This window comes from Actinoplanes philippinensis (assembly GCF_900113015.1).
GTDB lineage: Bacteria > Actinomycetota > Actinomycetes > Mycobacteriales > Micromonosporaceae > Actinoplanes > Actinoplanes philippinensis.
On sequence record NZ_FONV01000009.1, the window covers coordinates 117,048 to 132,557 of the forward strand.

A 15,510-nucleotide genomic window follows, 5' to 3' on the forward strand; every position below is an offset into this window, starting at 1 on the left:
ACGGGTGTCGAAGTTGGCATCCCGTCGCCGGTCAGCGGCGGGGCCGGAGGCTCATTCCGGGGAACGCCGGCGCTGGCGCAGGTAGGCCAGGACCGCTTCGCGGGTGGTTCGTACCCCGAAAAGGGCTCTCGCCTCGGCGATGCGGCGGTTGGCGGTGCGCAGGGACAGGAATTCGGCGGCCGCCGCGGCGGCGATGGTGTCGCCGGCGGCGAGCCGGTCGAGCAGGGCCCGCTGTTCGGGGATGAGGTTGGCGATGGTGTCGGCGCCGTCGATGCCGCGGTGCACCGGGCCGAGCCGGGACAGGTCGTCGATGAGGGCCCGCCCGGCCGCCGACTCCGGGTCGCACACCGCCACGACACCGGCGCCGCGGGCCGCGGCCAGGACGGCGAGCTGCGCCGATTCGAGGTCGTCGTCGCCGACGCGGCCGTGCAGGATCAGGTGGGCGGCGCCGACGTCCCAGGAGGGGTCGGGCAGGGCGAATCCGGCCCGGGCGGTCCATCCGTCACGGGTCAGCCTCCGCAGAACGGTGTCGGCTTCGGCCGCCGTGGCAACTACGTGGCGTGGAGCATCGTCGGGCTGTCGTATCACCGGCCATCCTCGCTGATGTCGAAGGGTTCGGGCCTTGCCGGGGTGGTGGCGAAGGCCAGTGCCGCTGCCTCGGTCCGGGTACGTGCCCCGAGTTTGCGCATGCTCGCGCGGATGTGGGTGTCGACGGTCTCGGCGGAGATGCCGAGCTGCCCGGCGATCCGGCGGGTCGGCTCCCCTGCCGCGACCAGGCCCAGCACGTCCAGCTCGCGGCGGGTGAGCCGCCCGTCGGAGCGGGGGCTGCGGCTGTCGCGCTGCACCTGGTGGCGGCGCAGCCCGCGGCGGGCCCGGCCGGCCAGCACGGTCAGCCCGGCGCTGTCGGCGAGCTGCTCGGCGCGCAGCAGCGCGGTGACGGCCTGGTCCCGGTCGCCGCTGGTGAGGCCGGCGGCGATCAGGCAGCGGACCTGTTCGCGCAGGGCGACCGGCTGCCAGCTGTCGGCGGCGCTGTCCAGGCCGGAGCCGACGGCCCACGCGGTCAGGGTCCGGCGTGCGGCGACGGGCAGGTCGACGGGGATCGCCGCGGCGCCGGGCATGCCGAGGTCGTAAGCGGCCCACCGGGCGGTGATCGCGTGCAGCCCGGCGAGCAGACCGGTCCCGGCGTCGGCGGGGATCCGGGCGGCCCGGTCGGGTTGCCCGTCGAGCCAGGCCGCCTCCCGCGCGACCCACGCGGCGGCCGGATGCGCCGGAGCGCTCTCCAGGCGGGCCCGGGCGGCGGCGAGCAGCCCGGTGTCGGCCTCGATCAGCGCGGTCGCGGCGGTGGCGTAGGCGCGGGCCTGCTCCGGCAGGGACCGGTCGGTGAGGTTCGCCGCGCGGCGCAGCACCCCCTCGATGCCGTCCCACGACAGCTCGGCCGGGAAGTCGGGGCCGTGCAGCGCCAGCGCCCAGTCGGCGGCGGCCAGGAACCGGGTCTGCCAGCCGTAGGCGAGCGCTTCGCCCGCGGCGGCCGCGGCGGTCAGGGCGGCGCCGGCCGCGTCGGTGAGCCGGCCCTCCGCGGCCAGGTGCTCCACCAGCAGCCACGCCGACCAGCGGGCGATCAGCGGGTCGGCGAACCCGGCGGCGGCACGCAGCGCGGTGTCCCAGCCGGGCAGCCGGTGGGTGGCGCGGACCGCGGCCAGGGCGGCGACGATCCCCGGCGGCGGCTGCGGATGCCGCACGGCGATCTTGTCGGCCAGCTCGAGCGCGCTCATCGGTTCGGTGGCCAGCGCGCACAGCAGCAGGACCCGGTCGCGGGCGGCGACGACCCCGCCGGCGGCGGTGTCCGGCACGACGCGGACCGCGTCGCGGGCGGCGCCCGGCTCACCGGCCTGCAACAGCGCCTCCCCGCGCAGGGCGGCGCCCTCCAGGGCGAGCGGGTCGGCCGGTGCGCCGGTGCGGGCGGCGGGGTGCCCGGCCAGCGCCGCGAGCGGGCGCAGCACCTCGGCGGCGTCGGCGGCCCGGCCGGTGGCCAGGGCGGCGTCGGCGGCGGCCAGCCGCACCCGCGGGTCGACGTCGGTGGGCAGGGCGCACGCGAACAGCAGCAGCGACGCCCGTTCGGCGCCGGCGGCCCGGTCGGCGGCGGCCAGCGCCGTGCGGTAGGCGCCGGGGGCGTCACCGGCGGCGGCCCGGTGCCGGGCGGACTCCGCCGGTGGGGTCAGCTCGGCGAGCCGGGCGTGCAGGTCGGCGCGGGCCGCCGGGTCGAGCAGCCCGGCCGCGGTCTCGGCCACATACGCCGACACCGGCAGCAGCGACCCGCCCGGCTCGGCGGTGACCAGCCCGGCGGCCAGCAGGTCGGCGGCGCCGGTGCCCAGCAGCGCGGGCGCGGCGGGACGCCCGAGCAGGCCGAGCGCGGCCAGCGCGGTGCGCGCCGGGCGGGGCAGGTCGGCCAGGGCGGTGGCCATCGCGTACGCCACCTGGTCGATGTCCTCCCCGATCGGCGCGCGGCCCGCGGCAGCCTGCCGGGCCAGCGCGATGATCGCGAGGGGGTTGCCGCCGGCCCGGGCGACGACCGCGGCCGCGCTCGCCTCGTCGAGGCCGCCGGCGCTCTTGCGGACCAGGGCGTGGGCGTCGGCGGGGGTCAGCGGCGGCACCGGCAGCCACGCGGTCGCGGCCTCGCGCAAGGCGGTGGCCAGCGGCTCGGGCAGCCGGTGCGGGGTCCGCACGGCGACCAGCACCCGGCAGGTGCGGGCCAGGTGCGGCAACGCGGCCACGGTGGCCGGGTCGGCGTGCTGCAGGTCGTCGATGACCAGCAGACCGCCACGGACCCGGGAGCGGACCGCCTCGGCCAGCAACGGCACGTCGTCGGCGGGCAGCCGGGCCCGCACCGCCCGCGACAGGGCGAACGCCGGGACCTCCGACAGCATGGCCAGGCCGCCGCCGAGGTGGGCGGGGCCGGGCACGGCCGCGGCGATGCGGCGCAACAGGGTGGTACGCCCGCAGCCGGGCGGACCGGTCAGCACGACGAGGGCGGGCCCTTGACGCAGAGCGGTACGGGCGGCCACCTCTGGCTCGTCCGTCACCTGCGCCCTCCCCTTCCGGAAGCGGACATCACTGGCACGATCTCGGGATCCCGGTCACGGGGTGGACCTCCGTAGGCTCTGCGAGACTGCGGTGGACTACAGGAGGGCCCTTTCGTGACGCCGACTTCCGCGATAAGCACATTGTCGCCGACGGTGTGCTGCGCTGACGAGTCGAAGTGAACGGGCCGCTCACCTCCGGTATCGCGACTCTCTGTCACGAGATCGTCACCCGGGTTTCCTCCGATGCTGGTCAACAGGTCCAGCAGATTAGCAACCGCCTTCACGATCCGTTACGTGTGGCGATCGCGGGCCGCCTTAAAGCCGGAAAGTCGACACTAGTCAACGCACTGATCGGGCGGCGGGTCGCCCCCACCGCGGCCGGTGAGTGCACGCGCGTGGTCACCCGATTCCGTTACGGGCCCGCCGACCGCATCGACGTGGTCACCCGCGACGGTGACCGGCACAGCCTGCCGCTGGACGAGGACGGCATGGTCCCCGACCGGCTCGGCGTGCCCGCGTCGCGCATCGCCCACGTCGACGTCGCCCTCACCAGCGACCGGCTGCGGGACCTGACCGTCGTGGACACCCCGGGCCTGGCGTCGACCGACACCGCCGGCAGCGCCCGCGCCGAGGCGGCCGTCGGCATCGACGACGACTCGGCCGGGGAGATCGCCGCCGCCGAAGCCGTCGTGTACGTGTTCACCCAGGCGGTCCGCGCCGACGACGTGCGCGCGCTGCAGGCCTTCCACAACGCGTCGGCGCGGCTGGCGACCAGCCCGATCAACGCGATCGGCGTGCTGGGCCGCATCGACACCCTCGCCGGCGGGGCCGCCGATCCGTGGCCGGTCGCCGGTCCGCTGGCCCGCCAGCAGGCGCAGCTGCTGGCCCGTACGGTCGGCGACGTCGTGCCGGTGGCCGGGCTGCTGGCCGAGACCGCCGAGGCCGGCCGGCTGACCGGCGCCGACCGTGACGCGCTCGCCAAGCTGGCCGCCCTGCCCGCGGCCGACCTGGCGCTGCTGCTGATGTCGGCCGACCTGTTCCGCGGCCGGCCCGCCCCGATCAGCGCCGGCCAGCGTGAACGGCTGCTGACCCGCCTCGACCTGTACGGCATCGGGTTCGCCTGCGCGCAGCTGGCCGCCGAGCCGCGGCTGGGCACCGGCGAGCTGGTGCGCCGGCTGGCCGCCGCGTCCGGGCTGGCCCGGCTGACCGCCACCGTCGACCAGACGTTCCGCTGGCGCTCCGACGCGATCAAGGCCGGGTGGGCGCTGACCCGGCTGGAACGGCTGGCCTCCCTCGACCAGCGCAACCGCGACACCATCCGCGACGCCGTCGAGCAGGCGCTGCGTGATCCGGCCTACCATCGGCTGCGGCTGCTCGACGCCGCCCAGCGGGCCGCGACCGGCGCGGTGCCGTTGCCCGCCGACCGGGAGCAGGAGCTGATCCGCCTGGCCACCTCGTCCGACCCCCGTTTCGTCCTGGACCTGCCGGAGGCCACCGGCCCCGAGCTGGCCACCGCGGCGATCGCCGCGGCCGGCCGGTGGCGGGCCTACGCCGTCGACGGCGCCGGCCCGGCACAGGCCCGGATCGCGCACGTCGTCCACCGCGGATTCCAGCTGCTGGCCCAGGAGGCGCGCCGGTGAACGACCACGACCGGCCTGCGGGCCCGCCGGCAGGCGACCTGACCGTCACGGGGGTGCGCCGGTGAAAGACCTGACCACCGTGCTGGACACCGCCGTGCGCGACACGATCGCCTATCTGCGCACCGCCGACCCGGACGCGGCCGCCGACCTGGTCCAGCTGCGCCGCGCGCACCTGACCCGGCCCGGCGTGGTCGTCGTCGGCGAAACCAAACGCGGCAAGAGCTCCCTGGTCAACGCGCTGCTCGGGGTGCCCGGCCTGTCCCCGGTCGACGCCGCCGTCACCACCGCGGCATACCTGAGCTTCGTGCCCGGCGACACCTTCACCGCCCGGGCATGGCTGCCCGGCGGCGAGGAGATCGACATCGACGACCTGTCCGCGTGGGCCCGCGGCCACCAGCGCACCCGCAAGATCGAGGTCACCCACCCGGCGCCGCTGCTGCAGTACCTGACCCTGCTGGACACCCCGGGCGCCGGCGGCCTCGACCCGGTGCACGCCACGATCGCCCTGGACGCGGTACGCCGCGCCACCGCCCTGCTGTTCGTCGCCGACGCCTCCGCCCCGCTGTCGCAGCCGGAGCTGGACTTCCTGGCCGCCGCGACCGAACGCGTCGACGCCGTCGTCTTCGCCCTCACCAAGATCGACGCGTATCCGCAGTGGCGCACCATCGCCGAGGACAACCGGTCACTGCTGCAGGCCCACGCCCCCCGGTTCGCCGCCGCACCCTGGTTCCCGGTGTCCGCCCGGCTGGCCGAGGCCGCACTGACCGCCGACCCCGCCACCCGCGACACCCTGGCCGGCGAGTCGAAGGTGCCCGCCCTGCAGCACGCCCTGGTCGAGCTGGCCGGCCGCGGCCACCAGCTGTGCCTGGCCAACGTGCTGCGCGCCGCCCACCGCGACCTGACCCGGCTGCGCGACGTCGCCGAGGAACGCGTCGCGGCGGCCGCCGCCGGCGCCACCGCACAGGCCGCCACCCGCGCCGAACGCTCCGCGCTGGCCGCCCGCAAACGCACCGAGTCGAGGCAGTGGACCCTGAAACTCAACGCCGAGATCCAGCACGCCCGGGTCGCGGTCGTCGGCCGGCTGCGGACCCGGCTCACCGAGGTCCAGCACGACTACGCCCAGCGCATCGACGAGGCGAAGGGCGAGACGCTGACCGCGCTGCCCGACGACCTCGACACCCAGCTGCAGGCCGTCGCGGCGGAGCTGTCGGCCACCCTGGAGGACACCTACCGCGACGTGGCCGAGAAGGTCCTCGCCGACACGTTCGACCCGGCCCGCGTCAGCGCCACCCTGCGCCACACCATGTCGGCCGGGCCGCCCCGCGACGGCTCCGGCGACAACATGCTCATCGCCCTGTCCGCCGGCGGGATCGCCCTGGTCGCCGGCCGCGGCGCGATGCTCGGCGTGTCCGCGCTCGGCATCGCCGGCGCCGGGCTGCTGATGCCGTTCGCCGGCCTCGGCCTCGGCCTGGCCGCCGGCGGCTACGTCATCTACCGCCGCCGCGTGCACACCGACCGCCGGCACGCCCACACCTGGCTGCGCGATGTGCTCGCCGAGGCGCGTGCCGCGCTGACCGACGAGATCAGCGGCCGGTTCACCGACCTGCAGTACGCGCTGTCGGTCGCCCTCGACGACGCCATCGAACGCCGGCTGCGTGAACTCGACGCGCTGATCGCCGAGATCGACGCGGCCGCCGCCGAGGACGCCGCCGGACGCGCCCGCCGCCGCACGGCCGCCACCACCGACCGTGACACCGCGGCGGCCCGCCTGCGGGCCGCCGACGAAGCCCTGCTACGGGCCCGTTCCCTCACCCCCACACCCACCGACGAAGGACAGGCCTGAGATGACCGACCACTGGGACCACGACGACGACGCGTTCGGCTTCGACCTGCCCGACGACCACACGCCGCTGCACGAACCCCTCGACCCGGCCGGCCACCACGACGACCACGACACGTGGGACCTGCCCGACGCCGACGACCTCCCCCACGCCCCGGACCTGCCGGACCTGCACGAGGAGGTCGCCGCCGTCGCCGACGACACGGTCTTCCCGCCCGCGCTGGAGGTCGACCTGCCCGAACCCATCGACGGTTTCCCGTGGACCGACCCGGCCACCCTGGGCGCCGCCGACCCCACCGGCTTCCTGCCCCCGGTCGAGAACGTCACCCCGCAGGAGCTCGCCGCGTACGCCGGCATCGAGATCCCCGACGGCGCCGACCCGTGGGCGGTGCTCGCCGCCTCCGACGACCCCGCCACCGCCGCCCTGGCGAAGTGGTGGACGACGGGTGAACAGTGATCCACATCTCCCGCCGGGAGCGTACTGATGGCATCATGACCGCGCACCGACCACATTCGTAGGAGCGCACCCGATGGCCGTCGACGGCAACACCACCACTCTCGCGAGCAAGCGGGAACGCACCGGCTGGTACTTCTACGACTGGGCGAACTCGGCGTTCTCCACCACGGTCATCACCGTCTTCCTCGGCCCGTTCCTGACCAGCGTCACCGAACGCGCCGCCGGCTGCGCCATCGACGCCGACACCTGCGACGGCACGGTCCACCCGCTGGGCATCCCGGTCGCGGCGGGGTCCTACTACGCGTACCTCGTCAGCCTGTCGGTGTTGCTGACCGTCTTCGTGCTGCCGGTGATGGGCGCGATCGCCGACCGTGCCCCACGCAAGAAACCGCTGCTGGCCGGGGCCGCGTTCACCGGCGCCGCCGCCACCGTGGCGATGGCCTTCGTCACCGGCGACCGCTACCTGCTCGGCGGGCTGCTGTTCATCGTCGCGAACATCTCCTTCGGCGCGGCGATCGTCGTCTACAACTCGTTCCTGCCGCAGCTGGCCGGCCCCGACGACCGCGACCGGATCTCCAGCCGCGGGTGGGCCATCGGGTACCTCGGCGGCGGTGTCCTGCTGCTGCTCAACCTGGTCGCCGTGATGAGCCTGTCGCAGGAGGGCAACCCGCAACGCACCCTGGACCTGGCCCGCTGGTCGATCGTGTCGGCCGGCGTGTGGTGGGCGGCGTTCACCGTCGTGCCGCTGCTGTGGCTGCGCGAGCACCCCACCGTCGCCTCGGACACCGGCGCCGGCGGCAACGTGCTCACCGACGGGTTCAAACAGCTCGGCCGCACCATCAAGGGCATGCGCGCCTACCCGCTGACCCTGGCGTTCCTGGGCGCCTACCTGATCTACAACGACGGCATCCAGACCGTCATCGCCCTGGCCAGCCAGTTCGGCACCGAGGAACTCAAACTCGAGCAGTCGGCGCTGATCCTGACCATCCTCATCGTGCAGTTCCTGGCCTTCGGCGGCGCCCTCGCCCTCGGCGCGCTGGCCACCGTCATCGGCGCCCGCAAGACGATCCTGATCGCCCTGGCCCTGTGGCTGGGCGTGGTGACGGCCGCCTACTTCCTGCCCGAGGGCGAACCCGTCCCGTTCATGCTGCTCGGCGCCGGCATCGGCATCGTCATGGGCGGCAGCCAGGCCCTGTCGCGAAGCCTGTTCTCCCAGCTCATCCCGGCCGGCAAAGAAGGCGAGTACTACGGCTTCTACGAGATCAGCGACAAGGGCACCAGCTGGCTCGGCCCGCTGTTCTTCGGCCTGATCTTCCAGCTCACCAGCAGTTACCGCGCCGGCATCGTGTCGCTGGTCGTGTTCTTCCTCGCCGGTGGGGTGCTGCTGGCGTTGGTGCCGGTCCGGCGCGCCATCCTCGCCGTCGGCAACACCCCGCCCAAGCTGATCTGATGGACATCACCATCGACCCGGCGTCGGCGACCCCACCGTACGAGCAGGTCCGCCTCCGCATCGCCGCCCTCGCCGCCGACGGTGACCTGGCCGCCGGCACCCGGCTGCCCCCGGTCCGCCAGCTCGCCGGCGACCTGGGCCTGGCCGTCAACACGGTGGCCCGCGCCTACCGCGAACTCGAACAGGCCGGCCTCGTCCAGACCCGCGGCCGGCACGGCACGGTGATCACCGCGAAGGCCACCAACACCTCCGGCCAGGCCGCCCGCGCCGCCCACGCCTACGCCGAACGCATCCGGGCGCTGGGCATCCCGCCGGAGACAGCGTTGGCGCTGGTCAAGGCCGCCTTGGAAGATCAATGACCGGTTTCGGTACGCCGTCGGCCGCCCCACGCCGCACCACCCCTCCCGCCGTCGTCGACCGCGAGGCGGCCGGCCGCTCCCGCCCGCCGGCGCGCCTTTCGGGCGAAATCCCGGCGCACCACCCCACCCCTCCCGTGCCCACCGGCCCCGGCCGGACCACACCGCCGTATCCGGCCCGGTGAAACAGCGCGGGTCACTGGCCCGGGTGCAGGAGGGTCTCGGCGATCTGCCGCACCCGGTCCAGGGTGATGCCGGTGCGCTGTTCCACCGCGAGGGGATGGTCGCTCGGCTCGAGCTCGATCAGCGGACGCCGGCCCACCTCTCGATGAGCCCGCGCAGGAAGTACGTCTCGCCCTTGATCACGCACTGGTCGGAGTTCAGGCGGTTCCGGCGGCTGAACGGCAGCCGCCCGGCCCAGTGGATCGGGGCCTCCGCGTGATAGGCCATCGGGAGAGCGGGATGCCGCCGGCCGCAGCACGAGCAGACGAAGCCGTGATCATCGGGCATGGCGGCGACCCTATCGAGTCGCCCTGATCTGCCGCCGGTCGGGCCGTCGAGGGCCGCTCGCCGAGCCGCGCGACAGACCCGCGCGCGGACCGCACCCGGGACGGCTCCGGGCGTACCACAGCGGCTTGTTCTTCTGGTGTGTGGTCCGGCGGTCAGTGTGTTGCGTCGGCGGGGCAGGATGGTGCGCGTGCCCCGGAATCGCCTGATCCTGCGACAGGTTTTGTTGTCGCTCGCCGCGTTGTCGGTGTGCCTTTCGGGGTGGGTGACGGCGGCGGTGCTCACCGGTTCCGGATCGACGGCGCTGACGGTCGTGGCGGTGGCGCCGATGGTGGCCGGCCTTGTCGTGCCGGTGCTGGTGTGGTTCGCCGGTGAGGATCGGCTTGATCGGCGGCCGGTCTGGTATGCGGGGATCGGTGTGGTGACGCTGCTGTTCGCGGTGGCGGCCGGCATGGGGACGGCGGCGGCCTATCTGGATGTGGCGGGGCGGCGGGTGCCGGTGGTGGTGACCGCCGGTGACGATGCGGCGCGCGACGGCTATCAATTGGTCGTGGTGGAGACCGCGGCCGGTGGTGAGGATCTGGGTGAGCTGCTGGTCTTCGCCGACCGTGACCTTCGCGCCGGTGACCGGCTGGTGGCGGTGATCGATCCGCTGGGCTGGTTCCCGCCGGATGCCGGGCAGCCGTCGCCGGTGCTGCTGCGCTGGACCTACGGTCTGGCCGCGGCCGGGTCGGTGGTGCTGGCGGCGCTGACCGGCCTGCGGGTGCGCCGTGACCTGAACCGCTACGACTTCACCGGCAGCCGCCGTCCACCGCAGCGGCTGCGTCGCGCGCGGCAGTGACCGTGCCCGGCAGCAGGGTGAGGATCAGCAGGCCGGCGAGGCAGTAACCGGTGCCCTGGACGGTCAGGACGGCGACGATGCCGGCGTGTTCGGCGAGCGTCCCGGCGGCGACGGTGGCAGCCGGCTTGGCGGCCGATTCGAGCACGACCAGCGCGGCGTAGACACGGCCGCGGTGGCTGTCGCCGGTGGCGGTCTGGAAGACGGTCATCAGCCCGGCGAGGGTGCAAGCGCCGGGCAGCCCGGCCACCGCCATGATCACCACGGCGGGCCACGGCGACGGGCCGGCCAGCGGGTACAGGAACAGGGCCAGGTCGAGCAGGCCGAAGGCGACAGCGCCGTAGCCGAGCAGCCGCCGGGGCGCGAACCGGTGGCCGAACACGGTGGTGAGCAGGCCCCCGGCGATCCCGCCGACGGCCTGGGCGGCCATGATCGTGCCGTAACGGAGCGGTCGCCCTCCTGGGCAAGGAAATCTGGCCGAACGGGAGGCCATGGGGTCCAGCAGATCAGTCCCGTCGAGGACGCCACCGCGGGAGGTGGCCGGTTACGCCGAGGCGTACGCCGCCGGCCTCCTCCCCCGGGTGCCGTCCACCCCGCCGCCGCTCATGGTCGTCCCCACCGCGCGGGCCGCGTTCCGCAGGCTCCTCGCCACGACCGTGATCGCCTTCCTGACCGTGCTTCTGCTCGCCAAGACCTTGAGCGGCGCCGGCGCCATGGCAGCGGTCGGCCTGGGTGGCATCCTCGTGCTGGTGCTGATCCATCGGCAGCTCGCCCGTGTCGGTGATCAGCTGATCGCCGAGTTCCGGCACGGGTACGCCACCCTCGACGTGTCGTGGGGCGGCTTCTGGTTCGGTGAGGGCCACACCGGCACCACGGGCGAGGCGTGGGATCTGCGAGGACTGTGGCTGCTCGACGCCTCGACCGGGGCGGTGCGTCGTGGTCCGGCCGGACACGGCGATCCACCCGGCATGTATCCGTCGCCGCACGCTCCGGGGCGGTGGGAGCTGTGGACGGGCGTGGAGTGGCACGGCCACTTCGACGACCCCGCCGGCACGCGCCGCTGAGAACCGCGGACGGTCAGCCGGGGCTCGGGACAGAACCGTTGTCCTGGTCGCAGAACACGGACGGGCCAGGTACGGCAGCCGGCCCGCGCGGCGATCGTGTCGACCAGGTGCGGGGCGGTGTCGCCGGACCGGCCGACGAAGCCGTCGATGGTGAAGTCACTGGGCCCGGCACGGCAGGGCGACGGCATGGTGGGGAGCGGGCGGTGCTGCTCGCGGTGGATTTCGTCGGCGTTGCGGGAGCGGCCCGCATGGTGGGCGGCTGCCCCGGCGAGCCGTTTCACCGCCGACGCCGGGCCGGCAACCGAAGGTGAACGCGGTTCGGTGCGGTTCCCGCAGCCGGTTTCCGCTACACGGTCGCCGGGCGTGGCGGCATCGACGACAACCCCCGCGGGTTTCCGCCGCCGGAGGTCCGGGACAGGGCGTTCCACCAGGTGGTACGGATGGCGTGTGCGCCCCACGCGTTGGGTTCGACGACGCCGCAGAACCACAGGTCACGGTTGGCGGGCCGGGCGTCGGTCTGTGCCGGGTCGCCGGCGGTGACGCCGTGGCCGGTGAAGGCCGCGTGCACGTCGGCGAGGAGCGCGCCGTGCCGGTCGGCGAGGTCGGCCAGGGTGGTGTTGAGCGCCCGGATCCAGTGTGGCGCTGCCGGCCACGGGGTGAGGCCGGGTGCGGCGCCGGCGCCGTCGCTGGGGTCGTAGACGGTGGTGAGCACGACCCGGCAGGTGCGGGGCAGCCGGGCCAGGATCGCTTCGCCCTGGGCGGCGACACGGCCGATGACGGCTGCCGCGGCGGTGTCGTCGCCGTAGACGCTGAGCAGGTCGTTGCCGCCCATGGTGATGGTGACCAGGTCCGGGTCGTCGCCCAGGTGCGGCAGCTGACGGTGCAGGATGTCGGCGGTGACGGCGCCGTCGCGGGCCAGCACGTCGAGCGTCCATCCGCCGGTGGCGAGGTCGTGGCCGGCCCAGTCGGGGAAGTCGGCGCCGACGTTGCTGTGCAGCAGGCTCGCCGCGCCACGGCCGGGCCCGCCGGCGTAGTCGTCGATCGACATGGAGTCACCGAGGGCGACGTAGCGACGGTTCATGGTCGTCGATGATGCAGGCCGCGCTCCCCCGCCGCGACCGATTTCCGGCTGCCGCTCACCGGACCGGCCCGGAATTTCAGCGTGGCCGCCGGCTCGCGCACGACGGACGGGCCGCCCCGGCCCGGTGGGCGCGCCGGCGGCCGGGACGGGCCGCCGGCGTCGCGGGGTAGGGGACGGTTGTCCTGGTGGCCGTACCTCTTCAGGGTTTTTCGCACAGGAAGACCCGCTGCTGGGCGGGCCGGTCGGGGGCCTGGCGCACGTCGGTGATGCGGAATCCGGCGGCCGTCAGGCCGGCGTCGAGGTCGTAGCGGTCGCGGAAACGCAGGGTGGAGTCGGAGGTGAGGGTTTCGCCGTCGGGGAAGGTGTAGCGGTACCGGAACGACACCAGCGGCAGGTGTACTTCGGTGAGGGTGAAATGTTGTTCGACCGGGCCGATGCCGGGCACGTGGCGGGTCTCGGGGCGGCGCTGCGCCCATTCGTCCCAGGCCCGGTATTCGGGGCGGCGGGTCTCGAAGACCAGGTGGCCGCCGGGCCGTAGCAGGTCGTGGATGGTGTGCAGGGTGTGTGCCCAGTCGTCGTCGGTGAGGAACACCTGGGCGACGTTGCCGGTCATCAGGACGAGGTCGAAACCGGACAGGCCGGTAAGGGTGTCGCGCCAGTCGACGGTGCCGGATTTGGTGCGGGCGATGTCCAGGGAGGCCGCCGCCGGGTCGTATCCGGTGACGTCGCAGCCGGCCGGCAGGCGGGCGGTGAGGCTGCCGGTGCCGCAGCCGAAGTCGAGGATGCGGTGGGCGCCGAGGTCGGCGACGATGTCGAGGTAGGCGTCGAGGTCGCCGCGGTCGCCGTCGAAGGTGTCGTAGACGGCGGCGAGCCGGGGGTGGGCGAAGATCGCGTCGGGCACCCGCACGACGATATGGCATGGCCGCGACGACGGCAGGTATTCACGTTTGCCGTTACGCTGCCGGGGGTGACCCGTTTTCTGCTGGTGCCCGGCCGCGGGGTGCCGTTTCCGAATCACTGGTCGCGGCAGTGGGCGCGTGCGCATCGCGGTTACCGGTGGGCGCCGGAGCCGTCCGGGCCGCCGTATGTGGCCGACGATCGGGTGGCGGCGTTGCAGACGGCGGTGGCCGCGTCGCAGGAGCCGGCGGTGCTGATCGCGCACAGCGCCGGGTGTCTGACGGTGGCGTGGTGGGCGCGGCGGTTCAGCGGGCCGGTGGCGGCGGCGTTGCTGGTGACGCCGCCGGAGGGGCCGCCGGTGCCGCGGGAGCCGTTGCCGTTCCGGTCGATCGTGGTGGTCAGCCGGGATGATCCGCACGGCTCGTTCGCGTACGGCCGGCAGCTGGCGGCGGACTGGGGTGGCGAGCTGGTCGATGCCGGGCCGGTGGGGCATCTGGATTCGAGTTCCGGGTTCGGGCCGTGGCCGGACGGGCAGAAGCTGGTCGCTAGGCTGGCCGGCCCCGCATGACCAGGATGTGCCACAGGTATTTGACCAGTTGCGGCGGGTCGCCGTCGCGGGCGGCGCGGCCCAGCAGCGCCGCGTCCAGGACCGGCCGGCCGTAGCGGTCGGCGATGGCGCGGGCCAGCGGCGGGACCTCGGGGCCGCGCGGGCCGGCGTCGAAGCCGGTGGCGTCGAGGCGGAAACCGGGGTGCCAGCGCACCGGCACGCCGAGGGCCCGCAGCCCGGTTTCGGTGGCGGTGCCCTGGAACGACGGGTCGGCGACGAGTGCGGCGACGTCGGTGCTGATGGTGAGGCCGCCGTGGATCTGCGCTTCGACGTAGTCGTCGAGGGTGCGCCCGGCGTGGGTGCGGGGCGCGGTCAGTGCCGCGGCCCACTGTGCGGCGTCGGCTGCGGTGACCCCCAGGGCCTGGCCGGTACGGGTGACCTGCGCGCACAGTCCGTCCCACACGGCGGTGAAGGTGGTGGCGGTGCCGACGATCGTGGGCAGGGTGACGCTGTCGCCGAGGCTGTAGGTGGCGCGGGCGTTGACGTGGCGGTGCAGCACGAGGTGGCAGCTGCCGAAGCGGGGTGCGGCCCCGTCGGGGTGCCCGGCGAGGTTGAGGGCCCCGTAGACGGGCCGGCTGCCGCTGTCGCCGAACATGCGTCGTTCCCAGTGGGGCCGGTCGCCGCCGAGGCCGCCGTTGGAGATGCCGGTCTCGTACTGGGTGCGGTAGACGCCGTCGGTGGTGAGGTGCTCGATGACGGTGCGGCCGTCGGCGAGCAGCCGGTCGGGGTGGAAGTTGACGGTGATCGCCGCGTCCGGCATGGGGCCCGGCGACGCAGACAGCGCCCGCACGAACGCGAGCGCTTTCTGCGCGGGTGTCATTTCGCGTCGATGGTGTTGGTGGCCAGCAGCACCAGCAGCAGCGACCCGAGGGCGAGCCGGTAGAAGATGAAGATGCTGTAGGAGTGTTTGGACACGAACTTCAGCAGCCAGGTGACCGACGCGTAGGCGACCAGGAAACTGACGACGGTCGCCACGATCGTGTTGGTCCAGCCGACGCCGGAGGAGATCCGGTCGGCCTCTTCGACGCCCTGCAGGATCGACGCGCCGGTCAGGGCGGGGATGGACAGGAAGAACGACAGTTTCGTGACGGTCACCCGGTCGAGGTCGCGCAGCAGGCCGGCGGACATGGTGGCGCCGGAGCGGGAGATGCCGGGGATCAGCGCCATGCATTGGACGACACCGATGATGATGGTGTCTTTCCAGGTGACGTCCTCCTGGTGGCGGACCTGGGTGGCGGCGTGGTCGGCGAACGCCATCACCCCGGACCACAGGATCAGCGCCCCGGCGACGAACCACAGGCTGCGCAGGGTGCCTTCGATCTGGTCCTTGAACAGCAGCGCCGCGATGACGATCGGGATGGAGCCGAGCAGCACCGCCCACCCGAACCGGAAGTCCTCGTGCTCGCGGTGGGCCTTGTTGGCCAGGCCCTTGAAGAACGCCGGGACGACCCGGGCGATGTCCTTGCGCAGGAACAGGATGGTGGCCAGCACGGCACCCGACTGGATGATCACCGTGAAGGCGGTGATGTCCGGGTCGTCGATGGTGTGGCCGAACAGTTTCTCCAGGATCGTCAGGTGTCCGGTGCTCGACACCGGCAGGAACTCGGTGACACCTTCGACCGCGCCGAGGATGACTGCCTCGACGATGCTCATTTCCGCGCTCAAAACCCCGCCCGCTCTGTCGTTGCCGGGT

17 protein-coding genes are annotated in these 15,510 nt (G+C 74.0%); 8 read left to right on the forward strand and 9 right to left on the reverse strand.

Features of this window, described 5'->3' with window-relative positions; genetic code table 11:
* Positions 1-51: 51 nt before the first annotated feature.
* Both BM290_RS23990 and BM290_RS23995 read right to left on the reverse strand, forming a co-directional pair.
* Positions 52-588: a LuxR family transcriptional regulator gene (locus tag BM290_RS23990; RefSeq protein WP_239143665.1), complete on the reverse strand. Its 537-nt coding sequence runs from the start codon at positions 586-588 to the stop codon at positions 52-54.
* Entirely contained in the window at positions 585-3,080 is a 2,496-nt protein-coding gene (locus tag BM290_RS23995) for a LuxR C-terminal-related transcriptional regulator (RefSeq protein WP_093617753.1), read from the reverse strand. The genes BM290_RS23990 and BM290_RS23995 overlap by 4 nt, the downstream gene beginning before the upstream one ends.
* 176 nt (positions 3,081-3,256) lie before the next feature.
* On the opposite strand from BM290_RS23995, the gene BM290_RS24000 reads away from it, so the two are divergent.
* From BM290_RS24000 to BM290_RS24020, 5 genes are all read left to right on the forward strand, one after another.
* Positions 3,257-4,720 (forward strand): dynamin family protein, encoded by a 1,464-nt coding sequence (locus BM290_RS24000; RefSeq protein WP_093617755.1) that lies wholly within the window; start codon positions 3,257-3,259, stop codon positions 4,718-4,720.
* A 61-nt stretch (positions 4,721-4,781) separates the two neighbouring features.
* The gene (locus tag BM290_RS24005) at positions 4,782-6,563 is read left to right on the forward strand and encodes a dynamin family protein (protein WP_093617757.1); all 1,782 of its coding nucleotides are present in this window, start codon (positions 4,782-4,784) and stop codon (positions 6,561-6,563) included.
* Between the two features lies 1 nt (position 6,564).
* A complete protein-coding gene (locus BM290_RS24010; RefSeq protein ID WP_093617759.1) occupies positions 6,565-7,017 on the forward strand; it encodes a hypothetical protein in 453 nt (150 codons plus the stop codon).
* Positions 7,018-7,090: 73 nt separating this feature from the next.
* The gene (locus tag BM290_RS24015; protein WP_093617761.1) at positions 7,091-8,467 is read left to right on the forward strand and encodes an MFS transporter; all 1,377 of its coding nucleotides are present in this window, start codon (positions 7,091-7,093) and stop codon (positions 8,465-8,467) included.
* Positions 8,467-8,826, forward strand: coding sequence for a GntR family transcriptional regulator (locus BM290_RS24020; protein WP_093617763.1), 360 nt, complete (start codon positions 8,467-8,469; stop codon positions 8,824-8,826). Before BM290_RS24015 ends, BM290_RS24020 begins: the two co-directional genes overlap by 1 nt.
* 193 nt (positions 8,827-9,019) lie before the next feature.
* Here BM290_RS24020 and BM290_RS50005 read toward each other — a convergent pair whose 3' ends face one another.
* Together BM290_RS50005 and BM290_RS47490 are read right to left on the reverse strand one after the other, a co-directional pair.
* Positions 9,020-9,145: a DUF2199 domain-containing protein gene (locus BM290_RS50005; protein WP_239143664.1), complete on the reverse strand. Its 126-nt coding sequence runs from the start codon at positions 9,143-9,145 to the stop codon at positions 9,020-9,022.
* Positions 9,127-9,333, reverse strand: coding sequence for a DUF2199 domain-containing protein (locus BM290_RS47490; RefSeq protein WP_239143663.1), 207 nt, complete (start codon positions 9,331-9,333; stop codon positions 9,127-9,129). The genes BM290_RS50005 and BM290_RS47490 overlap by 19 nt, the downstream gene beginning before the upstream one ends.
* A 187-nt stretch (positions 9,334-9,520) precedes the next feature.
* Between BM290_RS47490 and BM290_RS24025 the strand changes: the two genes are divergently transcribed.
* Entirely contained in the window at positions 9,521-10,171 is a 651-nt protein-coding gene (locus tag BM290_RS24025; RefSeq protein ID WP_143133911.1) for a hypothetical protein, read from the forward strand.
* Here BM290_RS24025 and BM290_RS24030 read toward each other — a convergent pair.
* Complete coding sequence (locus BM290_RS24030) at positions 10,122-10,661, reverse strand: MFS transporter (RefSeq protein WP_093617767.1); 540 nt, start codon at positions 10,659-10,661, stop codon at positions 10,122-10,124. The two genes, BM290_RS24025 and BM290_RS24030, sit on opposite strands and share 50 nt — an antisense overlap.
* Here BM290_RS24030 and BM290_RS24035 point away from each other — a divergent pair.
* Positions 10,660-11,232, forward strand: coding sequence for a hypothetical protein (locus BM290_RS24035; RefSeq protein WP_143133912.1), 573 nt, complete (start codon positions 10,660-10,662; stop codon positions 11,230-11,232). The two genes, BM290_RS24030 and BM290_RS24035, sit on opposite strands and share 2 nt — an antisense overlap.
* Positions 11,233-11,578: 346 nt before the next feature.
* On the opposite strand, the gene BM290_RS24040 is transcribed toward BM290_RS24035, so the two are convergent.
* On the reverse strand, positions 11,579-12,313 hold the full coding sequence (locus BM290_RS24040; protein WP_093617771.1) for an SGNH/GDSL hydrolase family protein: 735 nt from the start codon (positions 12,311-12,313) through the stop codon (positions 11,579-11,581).
* Between the two features lie 199 nt (positions 12,314-12,512).
* Positions 12,513-13,214, reverse strand: a complete 702-nt coding sequence (locus BM290_RS24045; RefSeq protein WP_093618460.1) for a class I SAM-dependent methyltransferase — start codon at positions 13,212-13,214, stop codon at positions 12,513-12,515.
* A 66-nt stretch (positions 13,215-13,280) separates the two neighbouring features.
* On the opposite strand from BM290_RS24045, the gene BM290_RS24050 reads away from it, so the two are divergent.
* Positions 13,281-13,778: an RBBP9/YdeN family alpha/beta hydrolase gene (locus tag BM290_RS24050; protein ID WP_177319874.1), complete on the forward strand. Its 498-nt coding sequence runs from the start codon at positions 13,281-13,283 to the stop codon at positions 13,776-13,778.
* On the opposite strand, the gene BM290_RS24055 is transcribed toward BM290_RS24050, so the two are convergent.
* Together BM290_RS24055 and BM290_RS24060 are read right to left on the reverse strand one after the other, a co-directional pair.
* Complete coding sequence (locus BM290_RS24055; protein ID WP_093617775.1) at positions 13,756-14,637, reverse strand: DUF3626 domain-containing protein; 882 nt, start codon at positions 14,635-14,637, stop codon at positions 13,756-13,758. The genes BM290_RS24050 and BM290_RS24055 overlap by 23 nt on opposite strands.
* Positions 14,634-15,470 carry an undecaprenyl-diphosphate phosphatase gene (locus BM290_RS24060; protein WP_093617777.1) on the reverse strand — a complete coding sequence of 279 codons (837 nt, stop codon included), beginning with the start codon at positions 15,468-15,470 and terminating at the stop codon, positions 14,634-14,636. The genes BM290_RS24055 and BM290_RS24060 overlap by 4 nt, the downstream gene beginning before the upstream one ends.
* Positions 15,471-15,510 lie beyond the last annotated feature (40 nt).